General features: G+C 71.3%; 14 protein-coding genes and 2 pseudogenes. 6 read left to right on the top strand and 10 right to left on the bottom strand.

The window, feature by feature from the left end; all coding sequences use genetic code 11:
• Positions 1 to 211: 211 nt before the first annotated feature.
• Positions 212 to 1,165: an anti-sigma factor gene (locus tag HCN08_RS07645; protein ID WP_167982146.1), complete on the top strand. Its 954-nt coding sequence runs from the start codon at positions 212 to 214 to the stop codon at positions 1,163 to 1,165.
• Positions 1,166 to 1,316: 151 nt separating this feature from the next.
• Here the strand turns inward: HCN08_RS07645 and HCN08_RS07640 are convergent, their stop codons facing one another.
• From HCN08_RS07640 to HCN08_RS07630, 3 genes are read right to left on the bottom strand one after another with little or no spacing between them, the layout of a single operon-like run.
• A complete protein-coding gene (locus HCN08_RS07640; RefSeq protein ID WP_206318513.1) occupies positions 1,317 to 1,682 on the bottom strand; it encodes a hypothetical protein in 366 nt (121 codons plus the stop codon).
• Between the two features lie 5 nt (positions 1,683 to 1,687).
• Positions 1,688 to 3,055 (bottom strand): DUF4331 domain-containing protein, encoded by a 1,368-nt coding sequence (locus HCN08_RS07635; protein ID WP_167982145.1) that lies wholly within the window; start codon positions 3,053 to 3,055, stop codon positions 1,688 to 1,690.
• 30 nt (positions 3,056 to 3,085) lie between these two features.
• A complete protein-coding gene (locus HCN08_RS07630) occupies positions 3,086 to 3,532 on the bottom strand; it encodes a hypothetical protein (protein WP_167982144.1) in 447 nt (148 codons plus the stop codon).
• A gap of 218 nt (positions 3,533 to 3,750) precedes the next feature.
• On the opposite strand from HCN08_RS07630, the gene HCN08_RS07625 reads away from it, so the two are divergent.
• Positions 3,751 to 4,551, top strand: a complete 801-nt coding sequence (locus HCN08_RS07625; RefSeq protein WP_167982143.1) for a hypothetical protein — start codon at positions 3,751 to 3,753, stop codon at positions 4,549 to 4,551.
• A 162-nt stretch (positions 4,552 to 4,713) separates the two neighbouring features.
• Here the strand turns inward: HCN08_RS07625 and HCN08_RS07620 are convergent, their stop codons facing one another.
• The 5 genes and pseudogenes from HCN08_RS07620 to HCN08_RS07600 all read right to left on the bottom strand — a co-directional run bounded on the left by HCN08_RS07620 (position 4,714) and on the right by HCN08_RS07600 (position 11,544).
• Positions 4,714 to 5,883, bottom strand: a complete 1,170-nt coding sequence (locus HCN08_RS07620) for a polyprenyl synthetase family protein (RefSeq protein WP_167982142.1) — start codon at positions 5,881 to 5,883, stop codon at positions 4,714 to 4,716.
• A gap of 16 nt (positions 5,884 to 5,899) precedes the next feature.
• A complete protein-coding gene (locus tag HCN08_RS07615; protein ID WP_167982141.1) occupies positions 5,900 to 7,285 on the bottom strand; it encodes a cytochrome P450 in 1,386 nt (461 codons plus the stop codon).
• Between the two features lie 73 nt (positions 7,286 to 7,358).
• Positions 7,359 to 8,561 carry a non-ribosomal peptide synthetase family protein gene (locus HCN08_RS35125; RefSeq protein WP_240969877.1) on the bottom strand — a complete coding sequence of 401 codons (1,203 nt, stop codon included), beginning with the start codon at positions 8,559 to 8,561 and terminating at the stop codon, positions 7,359 to 7,361.
• A 738-nt stretch (positions 8,562 to 9,299) separates the two neighbouring features.
• Positions 9,300 to 9,497: pseudogene (locus HCN08_RS07605) on the bottom strand (CPCC family cysteine-rich protein); the annotation flags it as partial.
• A 1,363-nt stretch (positions 9,498 to 10,860) separates the two neighbouring features.
• Complete coding sequence (locus HCN08_RS07600; RefSeq protein WP_167982318.1) at positions 10,861 to 11,544, bottom strand: Type 1 glutamine amidotransferase-like domain-containing protein; 684 nt, start codon at positions 11,542 to 11,544, stop codon at positions 10,861 to 10,863.
• 206 nt (positions 11,545 to 11,750) lie between these two features.
• On the opposite strand from HCN08_RS07600, the pseudogene HCN08_RS07595 reads away from it, so the two are divergent.
• Positions 11,751 to 12,014 (top strand): annotated as a pseudogene (locus HCN08_RS07595) (hypothetical protein); the annotation flags it as partial.
• A gap of 545 nt (positions 12,015 to 12,559) precedes the next feature.
• Here HCN08_RS07595 and HCN08_RS07590 read toward each other — a convergent pair.
• Positions 12,560 to 13,855, bottom strand: coding sequence for an MFS transporter (locus HCN08_RS07590; protein ID WP_167982140.1), 1,296 nt, complete (start codon positions 13,853 to 13,855; stop codon positions 12,560 to 12,562).
• A gap of 202 nt (positions 13,856 to 14,057) precedes the next feature.
• On the opposite strand from HCN08_RS07590, the gene HCN08_RS07585 reads away from it, so the two are divergent.
• The 3 genes from HCN08_RS07585 to HCN08_RS07575 are packed head-to-tail and all read left to right on the top strand — an operon-like array spanning position 14,058 to position 15,255.
• Positions 14,058 to 14,636, top strand: coding sequence for a hypothetical protein (locus HCN08_RS07585; protein WP_167982139.1), 579 nt, complete (start codon positions 14,058 to 14,060; stop codon positions 14,634 to 14,636).
• On the top strand, positions 14,633 to 14,884 hold the full coding sequence (locus tag HCN08_RS07580) for a fluoride efflux transporter FluC (protein ID WP_167982317.1): 252 nt from the start codon (positions 14,633 to 14,635) through the stop codon (positions 14,882 to 14,884). Before HCN08_RS07585 ends, HCN08_RS07580 begins: the two co-directional genes overlap by 4 nt.
• Entirely contained in the window at positions 14,881 to 15,255 is a 375-nt protein-coding gene (locus HCN08_RS07575; protein ID WP_167982138.1) for a fluoride efflux transporter FluC, read from the top strand. Before HCN08_RS07580 ends, HCN08_RS07575 begins: the two co-directional genes overlap by 4 nt.
• Positions 15,256 to 15,306: 51 nt before the next feature.
• On the opposite strand, the gene HCN08_RS07570 is transcribed toward HCN08_RS07575, so the two are convergent.
• Positions 15,307 to 15,936, bottom strand: a complete 630-nt coding sequence (locus HCN08_RS07570; protein ID WP_167982137.1) for a hypothetical protein — start codon at positions 15,934 to 15,936, stop codon at positions 15,307 to 15,309.
• Between the last annotated feature and the right edge of the window lie 63 nt (positions 15,937 to 15,999).

Below are 15,999 nucleotides of genomic sequence, written 5' to 3'. Positions count from 1 at the left end.
AGTCGCGCGGCGAGGATCGCCCCGGCGGCGGCGCGGCGGCGACGGGTACGGCGGCTCCGCCGGTTTTCGCGGCCGGCAGTCCGGCGGGGCCGCGGCTTCGAATACCGGGCGTGAAGCCGTATCAGACGAGGTGTTTCCGGCGCCGGGGCAGGTCCGTGACGCGTGCCCGGGGCGGGCGCGCCCGGCTGCGGGACCGCCCGGGGGCGGGCCGGTGAGGCGTCCGATACGGCGGTACGCGTCCGCGCACGCCCTCGCCGCGCCTTATGCCCTGGACGCGCTGGACGGCGCCGAACGGGCGGTGTTCGAGCGCCACTTGCGCGGCTGCGCGTCCTGCCGGAGCGAGGTCCCGGGCTTCACGGCGGTGGCGGCGGCGCTGGCGGAGACCGCCGCGGTGGTGCCGCCGGCCGGGCTGCGGGACCAGGTGCTGGGCGCGGTCGCCGCGGGCGGGCGGCTGCCCGGCGAAGCGCCTGCGCGGGACGGACGGCCGCTGGCCGGCGAGGCTCCGGCGCGGGCCGGACGGCGCGGGTGGCGCGGGGGCCGCCGGGAGTGGCGCCCGGAGCGACGCCTGGCGCCGGGCTTGGAGCCGGGCCCGGGGCGACGCCCGGAGCCGCGCCCTGGGCGACGTCCGGAGCCGCGCTCGGAGCAGCCCCCGGGGCGCCCGGAGCAGCGCCCGGCGCCGGGTCCGGCACCGCGCCAGGTGCCGCGACCGGTGTGGCTGCCGCGGCTGGCGTCGGTCGCGGCAGCGGTCGGGCTCGCCGCTTCCGTGGTGCTCGGCTACGCCGCGGTGTCGGCCCGAAATGCGCAGTCCGCCGCGCAGGAGCGGGCCCGGGCGATCGCCGCCGTCCTGTCCGCGCCCGACGCCCGGCTGGTGACGGCGCCGACCTCGGCCGGCGGCACCGCCACCGCCGTCGTGTCGGTACGCCAGGGCCGGTTGGTGTTCACCGGCTCCGGGCTGCGCCCCCTGCCCGCGTCACGCGTCTACGAGCTGTGGTTCATCGGCGCGACCGCCCGGCCGGCGGGAACGCTCCCGGCGGCGCCCGGCGGAACGCCCGTACTCGCCTCGGGTCTTGCCGCCGGGGACAGGATCGGCGTGACCGTCGAGCCCGCGGGCGGATCGAGCGCGCCCACCACGACCCCGATCGTGCTCCTGCCCCTGCCCGCCTGATCCCCGCCCCTGACGCCCCGCCGGACCCGGCCCCCCGGAAGGGAAAAAGTCCGCGCGCACGGCGCCGCCCGCCCGTGCCCCGCGGCTCGGACGGACGGACGGCGGCAAGCAGCAAACGGCAAACGGCAGTTCGCCCCCAGCCGCCGCAGGACTATTCGGGCCAGAAAAAGCTGGTCACCTGCCCTCCCGAGATGACGGTCGTCCCCACCGGAAGGCCGTCCTCCCCCCAGATGGTGTAGCGGTCCGCCGGGACCTGCGGGTAGACGGCCGCGTAACCGACCCCGGCGGCGGTGACCCGTTCCCGTACCAGCGAATGGGTACGGCGGCTGTGCGGGCCGGCGCTGCTCGGGCTGATCTCGATCTCCGTCCCGTGCAGCCGGGCCGGCGTGTGCAGCACCAACGCGCCGATGTCCCCGCCCAGTTCGAGGAGCACGCTGCCGGCGCCGGTGGGGCCGGTGCCGTGCCCTGCCGCCGCCGCGCCGGCAACGCCGTGCGTATGGTCCCTCGGGTGGCTCACGGCCCTCACCTGGCCGGCGTCTCGAAGCCGCTGTACGGCGTGCCGAGGTAGGGGAACCAGTCGAGGAACCCGGCCGGGACGCTGTCGGCCGTCAGGCCGTCGGTCACCTGCCCGGCCGCGGCGTCCGGGGTGAACGTCTTGTCCACCAGCGGCACCGTCGCCCCGGCGATGGCGCGCAGCTCCACGCTGACCACGTCGTCGAACACCCGCCGGCCGTTGGGGAAGCCGGCGAGGTCGCCGGCGATGACGCCCAGCGGGTGCGGGTTGGTGGACGCCGGGATGGACGTGTTCAGCCGCATCATGTCCGCCTGGACGGACCCGGTGTAGTTGGTGAACCCCGGGACGACGCCGGCCGGGATGCCGGTGAGGAGGATCGCCGCCAGGTCGGCCCGGGGCTTGCCGGCCTTGTTCAGCTTCGCCAGGTTCGGGAACACCCCCGGGTAGAGGGCCGGCAGCAGGCGGGCCAGCTCCGGGTCGGTGACACCGGACGCGAACAGCTTGTCGTCCGAGGGGGGCCGGGTGTTCCACAGGTCCTTCTTCCCCAGCGGGACGAGGACCTCGTTGAACAGCGGGTTGGCCAGCCGGGACACCTGGCGGAAGGGGCCGCTGTGCACCTTCCTCCCCTGCTGCGCGTCCCACAGCAGGGCCGTCTGCCGGCTGGCGGACGTCCACACGCCGATCACCGGGTGGCCGCTCGTCGTCAGCTGCGCGATCGGCACCTGGAGGGCGATGCTGTGCACGTTCAGCATGGCGGTGGCGTTGACGCCCGGCGCGGCGGAGGAGAACACGTGCATGCCGTACTGGCTGTGCAGGTGCTCGAACGGCCGCAGGTCGCCGAGGTCGAAGACCGCGCCGAGGTCGACGTAGAAGCCCTCGGCGCGCTGGCCGGCGAAGACCTTGATCCCGCCGGGGATGCTGTGCACCGCGTGCTCGGCCAGTTGCGCGTATTTCGGGGTCGACAGCGGGCCGATGTTGCACGGCGGGCAGCTCAGCCCGGAGGCCAGCACCCTGGTCTGCCCGTTCTGCACGCGGGAGACCGTGTAGGACTGCCGGCTGTTCCATTCGGGGCTGTCCAGCGAGGTGATCGGCCCGGTGTTGTACAGGAACGTGTCCGGGTTGCGCAGCTCCGTCCGGAAGCGGAACTGGTAGGTGATGTCGGGCCGGGCGTCGCCGTCGTTGTCGACGTGGATCTCGTAGAGCACCTCGTCGCCGAAGCTGTAGAAGTTCGGGCCCCCGGCCGGGCCCTGGAGCGGGATGTAGTTCGCGATCAGCGTGACCGTCCCGGGTGTGTCCGGGCTGACGAACGCGTAAACGTCGGTGCTGTCGGCGACCGGGTCCTGCGCGATCTCCGGTGCCTCGCGGTGTGACGACATGGCTTTCTCCAGGTTCGATCCGGCCGGCGGTTACTTCAGGTTGTCCAGGAGCTGGGTGACGAGCCCGGGGTTGTGGATCCGGGTCGCGCCGGTGCCGGCGAACACGTCGAGCACTCCGCTGGCGGAGTCGCTGATGTAGACGACGAGCGGCCCCTGCACCGCGCGCGGCGGCATCGGGGCCATGACGACCGGCTTGCTCGCGGGCTTGAGGGAGGTCCCGGACGAGTGGTGGGTGAGCCCGACCGCGGTACCCGCGCCCGCGGCGACCGCGAGCCCGATGCCGCCACCGAGGAGTCCGCTGCGCAGGAGCGAGCGACGGGAGACCTCGGGCTGGGGCCCGGCGGCTGCCGCCGGGGGCGTGCGCAGGGGTTCCTGCGCGGGGATGCCGTAGCCCTGGGTGGGCGGTTGCCCGGACTGGTACTCGGGAGGCCGGTACTCGGGGGGCTGGTTCTGAGGGTTCTGGTTCTGAGGGGGCATGGTGTCCTTCCCGCACGAAATGACGACGCGTTACGTCGGCTCTTCGCAGCGCGCGGCGGGGCGGACGGACCCGGCCGGGAGGTTTACCGAAGCGTTATCTACGGGGCGGGCGCGGCAGAAACTTGCCCCGCCGGGCGATCCGGGGAGCGGCCCGGCGCGAATGGAGGACACCGGTGAGGACCGGCCCACGACAGCTCCGCCAGGAAGGCTCCCCCTCCATGTCGCTCATCCGTCTCCTGCCCGCCAGATTCCACGCCCTCGCGGACTACGCGGTCGCCGCCCTGCTGCTCCTGGTGCCGCTTGTCGTCCTCAAGGGCTCGGCGACGGCCGTCGCCGTCGGCGTGACCGTCGGCGCCCTCGTCGCCCTCCTCAGCGCCCTGACCCGCTACCCGCTCGGCGTCGTCAAGGTGCTCCCCTTCACCGTCCACTCAGCCGGCGACTACCTCGCGGCGGCACTGCTGCTCGCCGCCCCCTTCTCCCTGCGCTTCACGCACACCGACCCCCACCTGACGGCCTTCTACGTCGCGGCGGGGCTGGCCGTACTGGCCGTAAGCGTGATCACCGACTACCAATACGCCCCGCCCCGCCCGCCCCAGCCCCAGCCCCAGACCCAGCCCCGGAGCTTCCCGACCGGCGAGGCGGCTCCGGCGGCTCCTGCGGCTCCGGCCGCTCCGGCCGCTCCGGCCGCAGCACCCAGGGGCTCGCTGGAACGGGAGCTCTCCACGGCGTACGAAGCCGCCGCACAGCAGGCGGCGGCACAGCAAGCAGCGGCGCAGCAGGCACGCGCGCAACTGGCCGCGGCGCAAAAGGCCGCCACCGAGCAGATCGCGGCCCAGCAGGCCGCGGCGCAGCAAGCAGCGGCTTTCCAGGCGGCAGCGGAACAGGCCGCGGCGCAGCAGGCGGCAGCAGAACAGGCCGCACGCACCGCGGCGGAACAGGCCGCCGCATACCAGGCAGCAGCCCGGTACGCCGCCGAGCAGCACGCCTCCCACCAGCCCCCGGCCACGCACGAGACCTGACGCCCGTCACCCCCACCTCACCCCGGCCCCCGAGGAGTTGCACGCGGGGATGGCGTAGAGGTCCTGGTCGGGCCGCAGGGCCGGCGGGGTGCGGTGGACGCGGAGGTCGCGGGGGATGTTGCCGCCGGTGACCGGTTCAACAGCCGCGCTGGACCGCGGCGTTCACGCGACCTGCTTGCTGCGGACGATCAGCAGGGCCAGTTCGTGCAACAGGTGGCGGTCCGTGGGGGGCAGGAGGGGAGCGAGCCGCTTCCAGGCGTCGTCGACGATGCGGTCGGCCTCCTCTCGGCAGGCTCGCACAGCTCCGCAGTCCTCCAGCTGCGCGCGTGCCCGGTCCAACGCCGGGCCGTGGAGCGGGCCTTCCTTGATCTCCCGCCAGAGCGGCCTCAGGTGCGGCGGGGGAAGCCGGCCCACGGCGTGGGCCAGGGGCATGGTCACCTTGCCGTTCCGCAGGTCCTCGGAGGGAAGCTTGGTCGGCTCCCCGGCGTGTGTCACCCCTCGCAGGTCGGCGATGTCGTCGGCGATCTGATAGGCCGTGCCCACGGCCGAGCCGAAGGCCGCGAGCGCGGCACGCAGTTCCGGCTCGGCGCCGGTGACCACGGCCGCCGTCTCCATCCCCGCGGCGCTCGGGGCGCCGGACTTCAGCCGGTGTGTCAGGCGGACGACGTCCAGAACGGTGTCCCGGTCGCCGTCGGCCACGGCGCGGTCCATCTCCTCGCGATGCCCCTGCAGGTCGAGGGCCTGACCGGCGTGCCCCGCCCGCAGCGCATCGAGCAGCAGGGCGCGCAGTTCCCCGCCGCACCCCGCGTCGCCGGGGAAGGAGAGCCGGACGGCCCGGTCCCACAGGAAGTAGGCGGCCGTCCCGGCGTTCAGGGCCGTCGGCGCGCCGAAGACGGTGTGGACGGCCGGCCGGCCGCGGCGCAGCGGTGAGGCGTCCTGGACGTCGTCGACGATGAGGGAGCCGGTGTGCAGCATCTCGAACGCCGCGATCAGCGGTCCGCAGCGTTCGCTGTCCCCACCGAGCAGGTCGACGGTCTCCCACAACATGACGGGCCGCCACCTGCGGCCCGCGGCGCCGGTCAGGTGGCGGACGGGTGCGCTCAGCGCGTGGTGGAGCCGGCGGCCGAGGCCGGCGGTGCTCGTCCGCTCGGCGTCGGTCAGATGGCCTTCGGGGAGCCATGTGGCGCAGGCGTTCGCCGGTGTACCGGGGCAGAGCCGGTCGATGTGGGCGTCGATGCGCGGGACGATGCGGTCGATGTGCTGCTGGAGCCTGTCGGGGGCCGTCCGGGGGGTGGGCAGTGCGTCGGTGGGGTGCAGGAGGGCTCCGTGCATGAAGGGTCGCTTTCGCTCAGTGCCGTCGGGCGGGTGCGGCTTGCTCATGGCGCGGTCGCCCAGGAGCCGGCGGGTGCGGCTCACGGGGTGCGGCGACCATGGTCAGGCCCTTGGGCATGGGGGTGAGGTCCAGGCTGACGCGGACGGTCCTGCCGGTCGATGCCGTACGGAGCGTCCGCGAGCGGACCAGGCTCGCCAGCGCGACCGGCACCAGGATGTCGGAAGCCGCGGCGCCGGGGCAGTAGCGGGGGCCGAGCCCGTAGGGGAGCAGGGCGGCGGGCGAGAGCGGGGGCCGGGCCTCGGGCGACCAGCGCAGTGGGTCGAACTCCTCCGGCCGCGCGTACCGCGCGGGATCACGGCGCAGCGCGCCCAGGGGAAGGGTCACCAGGGCGCCGGCCGGCACCGGCTGGTCGCCCACGTACGTCGCATGGCGGGCGCGGCGGACGAGGAACGGAATGCCGTGCAGCCGCGTGACCTCCCTGACGAAGCCCGCGCTACGGGGCATCAGGCCGGGGCGGATGGCGTCGGCCGGGGCGTCTGTCGCCAGGACGGCGTCGGCCTCGGCCCGGACGGCCGCTTGGTGGCCGGGGTGCCGGCCCAACTCGTAACAGGCCCAGGCGAGTGTCGAGGACGTGGCCTCGATGCCCGCGAACAGCAGCGCGCGCAGGTCGTGCAGCGCCACGTCCGGCCGGTCGTCGGACGCGCGCTTGAGCAGGGAGACGACGTCGCTGCCGTCCGCGTCCGGCCGGTGGCGTGCGTACACCTCCCGGGCGGCCTCGTTCAGCGTCGCGAGGGCACGGCGGAAGGCGCGCCGCCGCGGTACGGGCACCCAGGGCCACGGCGCCAGCGCGTACTTCCAGAACACCCCCGCGGACAGGACGGAACGCGCGCGTGCGAGCTCGGCCAGCGTGTCCGGGGAGATGTCGCTGTTCAGGACCGACTCGATGACGAGTCCGGCCACGAGGCGGCTCATCTCGTAAGGGATGTCGACGGGGCGGTCGGCGGGAAGCCCGGCGAGCAGGCCGTCGGCGCTGTCCCGTACGGACCGGCCCAGAGCCGTGAGACGGGGTGCCGCGAGCGCCGGCTTCATCAGCGCGCGCCGGTCGCGGTGAGCCTGGCCCTCGGCGCCGGGGAAACCGTTCCCGGTGAAGTCCCGAAGGCTCGGGTCCGCGGTCCAGAACTGGAAGGTGTCCTCCCCGCCGCCGACTTTCCGGAGCAGCGAGGGGTCGTTGACCTGGAAGGCGACCGCCGGTCCTGCCTTCGTCCTGGCGACGGGACCCGCCTGGCCGAGGCGTACCGCGATGTTCGCCGGGTCGAGCCAGAATCGCAGCGTCCGGGAGTGCGCGACGCGCGGCTCCTCCCGTGACAGCGGGCATTGCCCGGTACCGGTCTCATCGGTCATATGTGTCAGGCCTCCCAGGGTTCGACGGCCCACGGCTGTTGCCTCCGCGACAACGAGCCGGACGAGGGCGACGTCATGCGCGCCCGGCCGCCACCGGCGGCTCGAGTTCTTCGAGGGCTCTCACGCACGCCGCGGGAAGTTCGGCCGCCGCCGCGTGGGCCCGGTCATGGAGGACGCCGATACGGGCGGTCTCCGTCGTCCGGGTCAGGGAGACGTAGCCGAGCAGGCCGGGGCTGTTCAGGGCGATGATGCTCGCGGCGGTCAGGGGAGCGCCCAGCACCCGATAGCTGCCGTTGATACTGATGTGGCTGACGGCCAGCCGGAGACCGGGCCGGAGCATGGCCCGGCCGAGCAGCCCCGGCGGGAGGCGCAGGACGCTTCCCCAGCCGCCCTCACGCAGCCCGGACACCTTGTGCTGCCGGGACTGGCCGGTGAGGGAGCGCAGCCGGTCCCGGGGGGTGGGCAGGGTGCACGGAAGCCGGACGACGGCCGACAGCGCGGCGTTCCCCGTGGCGAGTTCCGCCCCGGCCTCGCGGACCGACATGGGCATGATCACCCTCAGGTCGCGGACTCCTCCCCCGTGCCGCTGCTGCCACGCCGCGAGCGCGCCGGTCACGGCGGTGAGGCAGATGTCGTTGACGGTCGCCCCCCACCGCGCTGCCAGCGCCCGCAGCACGGAGTCCGGGACGTCCGCGTAGGCCAGGGACCCGCGTCCGCTCGGGGCCGCACCGCACCCCGGCGGAACGGTCTCGTGCGGGGCGAACCTCTTGTACGGCACCGTGCGCAGCCACGCCGCCGAGCCGCGACCGGCCCCCGGCGGCCGGTAGGGGTGCGGCCCGCGAACGGGTTCGTCGGCCAGGAGCGCGGCCACCAGGTGAGCCGTACCGACGCCGTCCACCACGGCGTGGTCGACCCGGAAGCAGACCCGCTGCACCCCTTCGGCCGGGCACGTCAGAACGCGCAGGTCCCACCGGGGCGCACGACCACCGGGCAGGGGACGGCGCAGCGCCTCGTCCGTCTCCTCACCGAGCGAGCCGTCCCCCCGCGCCTCGTCGACGTGCAGCGCGACATCGGGCGGAGCGGTCCGAGCCCATGAGCGGGCTCCCGGGACCGCGGCGGTACGCAGGGCCTCCAGGCCGGCCACCCGCTCGGCCACACGTGTGCGCAGGTCCTCCAGCGAGAACGCGCCGGCGGCGAAGTCCAGCACATGCCCCACCATCAGGGGCCCGGACGCGCCCGAGGAGAACAGCGCGAACGCACGGTCCACCGCATTCATCCGGCCTCCCGAACCGCTCCCCCCACCCGAGCGCGCACCGATGAGTCCGGACACCGCATGACTCTGCACGCAACACCTCGCCTGTGATCCGCCCCGGCACCGCGCAGGAACCCGGCGGGATAGCTGCTTCCCCGTCGACCTCGGCCGCACTGCCGGGCGCGGCCTTCGTGCGGACGCTTCGACGTCATCCCAGCAGATCCGCCCAGGCAGCGAGCCCGCTCTTGCGGTTATCGGTACGCTTTTCACCCCGTAGAGTGGGATTCCGTTCGATTTGGGGTGACCCGAACGACGGTCGAGGAAGTCGTGCAGCACCGGCATGAGCAGCCGGTCACCGAACACGACAACCTCAGCGCCCTCACAGTCGACCCCGGAGCCCACCCCGACGATCCGGCCATCGCGCACGGCCCCTGCGGTCCGACCCGACGGCTCGTCCGCCACGTCCGCCACGCCGCCCCAGAAACGGCCGCCCACCACCGCCACTGCCCGCCATCCGCACGTTCGGCCACCGGCCGGCCGAGCTGACCACAAGAAGCACTGTCATCTCCGCAAGGCGGCAGAGGCAGTTCGGGGTGACGAACCCCCAGCCGGTCCAGCAGGCGAGCCGAAGGAGATGCGCCGAGCCGGCTCAGCCGGCGCATCCACTGTCCAGGCACAGAGTCTCCGAGGCGCGCTCCAGGTCCCACACCCCCAGGCAGTACACGTTCGGAGGAAAATCCTTCGGGGTGCGGACCTGGCGAATCACTGCGGCGTGGACTGCGCGGGCACTTCCGCCGGCAGCGGGTCCCTCACGTACTTCGTCCTGCGGCGGTCGGAGGCGCGGAACGCCTTGAAGTTCCTCCTCGCCTCCGTGAGCGAGACCAAGTTAGCGCCTCCCCGGCACACGTCCGCGTCGTGGTCATCCTGGCCATCGTCGTCCCAGTAGCAGACGGGGCACGTCTCGTGCCATCCGCGTCACGACAAAGTGAGGAATCCGCAGCATGGGCACGCGTGGCGCACCCCGTGAGCCGGACGGATGACGATGTTGCGCTCGATCATGCGATATCCACCTGCCCTCCCATTCTTCTGGCTCCATCCCATAGGCTTTCGCCCATTTGTCGACGGCTCACGTGCCGCCTCATGTGCCCTTGTAGCAACCCCACAAAATCCCCTGCGGAGTCCCGCCCCGAAGCAGGGCTGCACCGAACCCACGACTGCAACGACCATGCAGAAATGCCCGCACTTCGGCCACACCTCTCACCCGCAAGGCTGACTGAAGGCCCTTATACCGAGAAGCGGAAGACCCGAAAAGACAAAAAGCCCAGGTCAGCGACTATACGACCTGGGCCTTACTGGAGCCGCCTTCGAGATTCGAACCCGAGACCTACGCACTACGAGACCATAAGCGATTGTGACGCATGATATCCGGTCGTAGCGCCTGGTGTTGTTCTGCCTGATCAGGTGGGGACAGGCTGAACCTGTACCGCCCCGTGATGCACAGTCCAAAGGCGTTTGTCCACCGGCACGTCCCGTCGGTCGTCGCGTAGTGACAAGCTACTGCCTCGCTGGCAAGGCAAAGGGCTTTCCGCCCAGTTGAGCCCCCTCGCTTGTCGGGATCCGATAATAAGTTGCAGGATCGCCGCGATCGAGGTGAGGATCCACGCGAGCCCGGCGCGGTGCAGGTTGCGTGGTCGGCCGGCTGCTGACGACCGGAAGAACGGTGCGTCGTTCTAAGTTCGCGCGATGCGGGCGTAGTTGATGCCGTGGCGCAGCATACTGACGACAGAACGGACCGAGCGCGCCCTTGAGGGCGGCCCGGCCCGATCGGCGACGCGGAATCAGGCTTTGGCCACCCGTAGTCCGAGCGTGCCGTACACGGGGCCGGTCGGCACGACCAGCACCGTGTAGGTCCCTCTCGGCAATGCCGACATCGTGTACAGCGACCCGCTGCTTCCACAGCTAAGGCTTTCGCTCTTGAGCTGCGTACCTGTGACCCGAGGTGGCTAAAAGGACCCCCGCGACCGTGGTGGCGAGCAGGCTCACTAAACGTCGAACAGGCACCATAAGTCCCCCCCAGGAACTGATCACACTGTAGCTCGATTCTCGAAGAGAGCCTGCGGAGTTCGCGGACAGGCACGCAAGCGGCAGGACAGGCCCCTCTCAGCGAACGTCCGCCGCCTCCCGACCGGAGCCACAACACCGCTGCGGGCCTGATCTTGGCGCCGACGCCAGGCTGGCGTCGCGGTCGATGCAGCGACCGCCGTCCTCCCGGGCGGCGGCAGTTATACACGCTCAGCTGGTCAAGATTCCCACAACGAATTCCTCACGCGACGCGGCCACGGCAGTGAAACAACTTCCAGCGGCCCTCGGAGACCACTTCGACAGCTCCGTCGGTCACCTTAATTGCGGTCTGCTCATCAATCGCATAGGCCGGACCCTCGATCCCGGCCGCCCATCGTTCTGCCTCGGCCATGGTGTTCTCCGGAAACGCCGGATGATCCAGGTGCGGGAAGATCGAAAAATCAACCACGCCCAGCGCGCTGTCACCGCCGGCGGCCGACTTCAGGTCCATGAACTTCTCCCCGATGCGGGGAGTCATCACCATGCTCCCGGCGCTGAGTCCCACATAGACCATGTCGGGCAGCGATGGCAGGAGTTCAGCGAGCCCGGACTCCCGCATCCATCGGCACAGATACAGCGCGTCACCGCCATTGGCCAGCAGGACATCGGCCTCCCGGACCCAGGAGATCCAGAGGGCTTCGTCGATGCTGGGCAGCGCCGTGAGCTCCAGCACGCCCACCGACTTCCACCCCAGCTCGGTCATGGGGCTGGGAGATCGCCCGCTGATGAACCGCCACGGCCCGCCCGGATCGGCGCCGAGACCCCCATATCCCGCGGTCGGGATGCACAGGGCGCTGGACTCGGCGATCGGCTTGCCCAGGAGGCTGACCAGCGCATCCTCAATGCTCGCGTTCTTGACACCGGAGTCGGTGAGGAGAAGCTTCATCATGTCCTTCCCGAGGAACGTCGTCGCTGTGTTCAGAAGACGGTAGGTGATCTGACCGAGCCTGGTGTGACCACCCGCCTCACCGGAACTCGTACGCAGGCGATGGCGCCCGACGTGAGCAAGGCCAGCCTCCGGTGCTCCCCGCCGGAGCAGGGATGCAACAACCCCGAATAGGTGACAGAGGTGCCGGGGTCCGGTCTACCACTTTGCTGCTTCTCGCCGCACCGGGCCGTCTGCCGAAGCTGGACGCGGCGATCTTCGCCGACACCGGCTGGGAACCGGCCGCGGTCCACGAACACCTCGACCCGATCGAACGCCAAGTCGCCCGGCCCGCCGGCATTCCCGTCCTGCGGGTGTCCTCCGGGAACATACGAACCGACGCCCTCGACCCGGGCATGCGGTTCGCGTCCATGCCGCCGCACATCCTCAATCCCGACGGCGGCAACGGGATGTCACGACGCCAGTGCACAGTTATCTGCACCAACTCCCCTCGTCGATCGCCGTGATGGTCAGTGCGATTGATGAGGAGGAACACCTTGGAACTGCGACAGGAACTGATCGAGGGGCGGGCCGAGCTGCCCCGGGTTCCGCGGGCTGAAATTCACCCCCGCACGACTTCCGGAGGATCTTCGCCACCGAACTCGTCAACAGCGGCCCGCCCATCACATCGGCGCCGCACTGCTCGGGCACCTCAACATCCAGACAACCCGCGGCCACGTCGCCGTCTTCGACGAGGACGTCGTCCGGCACCACCAAGCACATCTGCACCAACGCCGACAGTCCCGGCCGGAGGGCGAATACCGCGAGGCAACCGTGCAGGAGTGGAGCGAATTCGAGGACCACGTCGACCGCCGCAAGGTCCAACCCGGCTCCTGCGGTCGGCGAGACCGAAAGCATCGATCTGGCCCTGACCTTCCTCCGCGCCAAACGGGACGAGACCCAACGGCGAACTCAGGGCCGCCCAGTCGACCTCGGCCTGCCAGAACCACGACGTGGGCCCGCTGTATGAGCGGTATCACCGTGCCGCTTGCCCGCCGGTGGCCGGTGGAGCGTCAACACTTTCGTTGGTCTCCTCCTCCACTCGGCGAACGCGCTGGGCAGGAGCACGGAGAGTACGGACCTGCGGGGCGAGCAGCGCAGCCAGGGTTGCCGCTGCAATCAGTGAACCGCAGACGAAGAGCATCCGATCGGCGCCCCACGCTTGTGCTGCCGGGCCGGCGGCCAGCAAGCCGAGCGGAGCAAAAGCCAGCGACCCGAACCAGTCATACGAGCTGACCCGGGACAGGGCCTCCTCGGGAACCTCCCGCTGGATCGTGGTCGACCACAGCACCGCGAAGACATCCGAGGACATCCCCGAAAGGAACATCGCTACTGCGATCCCCCAGACGGGCGCGCCAGTACCCAGCATGACGATCGGCACGGCCGACGGCAGCGTCGCCAAGACCGCCACCAGGATCGGCCGGTCGACCCGGACCTTGGCCGCCAGCCCGGCGCCGGCCACCGCCCCGAGAGCCTGCGCCGCCACGATCACCGACCAAGCGCGGGCACCGCCCAAGTGATCCTCCGCAGCCAGTGGACCGAGCACACCGGCGTTCGCGTTCAGCGCGGCAACCACGACCATGTACTGGCAGACCACGACCCACAGCCACTGCCGGGACGAGAACTCCCGCCATCCCTCGCGCAGCTCCGTCCAGCCCGAGGACTTCGCGCGGCGAGGTTCCCCCAGGCCCAAAAAGGACGTCAGCACAGCGCTGACTACGAAGGAGGCACTGTTCAACGCCAGGGCCCAGCCCGCGCCGAGCCAGCTCACCGCCACCCCGGACAGGGCCAATCCCATCAGCAAGGAGACATTCGTTCCCACCCGGAGTATCCCGTTGGCCTGCTGCAACTGGTCAGCCGGCACAACCAGCGGCACGACACCGTCCATCGCCGGGGAAAACAGCGCAGTGGCCAAGCCGGCAGTCACCGCCAGCACGCACATCAGCACCAGCGGCGCCCGTCCCGACACCACGAGAGCGGCCAGTCCCGCATAGGCAACGACGCCGACCACGTCCGCGGTCGCCATCAACCGCGAGCGCGACATCCGGTCTGCGATCACGCCCCCTACCAGGATGAACACCAGTTGCGGGACCGCCTGGCAGGCCAGCACCAGCGAGAGCCGTCCCGGGCTGGCACCCGGCAGCGTAAGTACGGCGAAAGCCAGAGCCACCCGCGCGAAGCCGTTCCCCAGAACGGAGATGACCCGCGCGGAGGCAAGAAAGCAAAAGCGCCGGTTGTGCCACAACGGCAACCGATCCACGGCGACGGACATGAACCCAGACCCTACGGCCCGAACCGCTCCGCCACCTGCATCCAGCCAGCCCGGCAACACCGTCGACCCGCACAGGAAGCGTCCACAGCCCCCACCTGCCGGCCAGCAGTCACGTCCAGCGCTGACCGGAAGGAGCCCCCCAAGGCGCAGAACCAGGAGGGCAAGGATCACCAGCCTCAGCTCCCTCACCTGTGAGAGTGACGTGCAGAGAAGCACCGGTCAGTACAAGATCTGGCCGATAAAAATCCAGGTCCGCGAGCTTCTCGGTCACCCCTACCCCCAGCGGATCCCCAAGGGCGTGTTCGTCGAGCAGTGGATCGGCATCTCTACCGACGAGTTCCACCGGGCCAAGGACGCCGACGTGGCGTACATGCGCAACCGGTTCCCGCTGATGGACCTCGGCTTGTCCCGGGCCGACGGCCAACGCCTGCTGCGCGAGCGGGGCTTGGGGTCGACGCCCAAGTCGGCGTGCTTGGGGTGCCCGTACCACGGCAACGCCCAGTGGCGAGCGCTGCGCGACGGCAGCCCGGAGGAGTGGGCGGACGTGGTCGCGTTCGACGAGGCGATCCGTGCGGGCAATGCGCGGGCGAACGCGGACGGCAAGCCGCTGCTGGGCACCGCGTTCCTCCACCGCAGCCGGGTGCCGCTGGACCAGGCGCCGATCGACCATGCCACCCCGAGCAAACGGGTCCAGCTCCAAGGCGACCTCTTCCAGGACGTGGCCGACGCCGAGCTGGAGCTGGGTGAGCGCCGCCATGGGCATCCTCGTGGTCTTTTCTGATCACCGAACGCTTCACCGCCCACCCCCTGACCCGTCCGTTCCTCGGCACCGGCGTCCTGGGCGGCTACACCACCTTCTCCACCTCAACCATCGACACCCAACGTCTCCTCGACCACGGCCGCCCGCGCACCGGACTGCTGTACGCAGCGGCCACCCTGCTGGCCGCCTTCGCGGCGATATGGGCCACCGCGACCCTGACCCGCCTCGCCGTCCTCCCACGCGCCCGCGCCGAGCGGGAGCAGCCGTGAACTGGCTCATGGTCATCACCGGGGCGACCATCGGCGCCCCACTGCGCTACCTCACCGACCGCGCCGTCCAGGCCCGCCACGACACCGTCTTCCCCTGGGGCACCTTCAGCGTCAACATCGCCGCCTGCGCCGGACTCGGCTTCCTCACCGCCGCCGCGACCGCCACCACCGTCCCCACCCAGGTGCAGCACCTCATCGGCCCCGGCCTGTGCGCCACCCTCAGCACCTACTCCACCTTCTCTTTCGAGAACCTGCGCCTGACCGAGACCGGCGCGAAATACTTCGCCGCCACCAACGCTCTCGTCAGCGTCGCAGCCGGCCTCGGCACCGCCTACCTCACCGGCGCCTTCGCCCGCGCGCTCTTGAGCTGACCACCGACGGCCGATCCCGAGCCGTCTGTCGGCAAACGAAGGCGCGTGCCTTCAGCAGTCGCTCCAATGGCGGGCCAGAGCGGCATCTGCGCGCAGAATTGCGGGTATGCCCGCGTCCACTTCGTCCTGACCGTGTTGCTCGCCGCAGGGGCAGATGCTCCAGCCGTCATTTTCGACGCGCAGGGCTACGGCCTCGGTGGCGTCGGCGAGTTCGGTCAGTGCACCGACCGGCAGGTCGGCCTCGTCACCGACGCCCTCGGTGGTCAGCGCCGCGCCGATCTCGGTCGCCAGGTCCAGCGCGTGCGAGGCGGTGCGGCCGTCGCCGTTCAGCGTCGCGTACTTCCCGGCCTGCGCGGCGGCCATCACCAGGCGGCCCAGCGTCCGTACCGGCACCGCAACGGTGCTGGCATCGACCCGTACCGGCCGCACCGCATATATGTGCTCCGCGCCTTCCCGGCCGGGGTCCGCAGCGGCGGTGATCGCCTCGGCGACCGCCTCCGGCCGCACCAGGTGGAGAGCCTCCTCCGCGTCCATGTTCATGCGCTCGGCGACCGAGCGGACCATCAGCGCCACGACATCGCGTACCGCCACCGGCTCGACCTCGACTCCGCGGGTCAGCAGCACCGCGCTCGTCTGGGCGACGATCGCCTTGAAGTCCACGCTCTGCTGGATGTCCGGCACTCATCAGCGTACGGGCTGCCTGTTGTCGGGATGCGACAAGTCGGCGGAGACAAGGCACCGCTC

It is taken from the genome of Actinacidiphila epipremni, from assembly GCF_012034175.1.
GTDB classification, from domain to species: Bacteria; Actinomycetota; Actinomycetes; order Streptomycetales; family Streptomycetaceae; genus Actinacidiphila; species Actinacidiphila epipremni.
The sequence above is the reverse complement of the archived record's forward strand: the minus strand, read 5'-3'. Positions and strand labels throughout refer to the sequence as shown.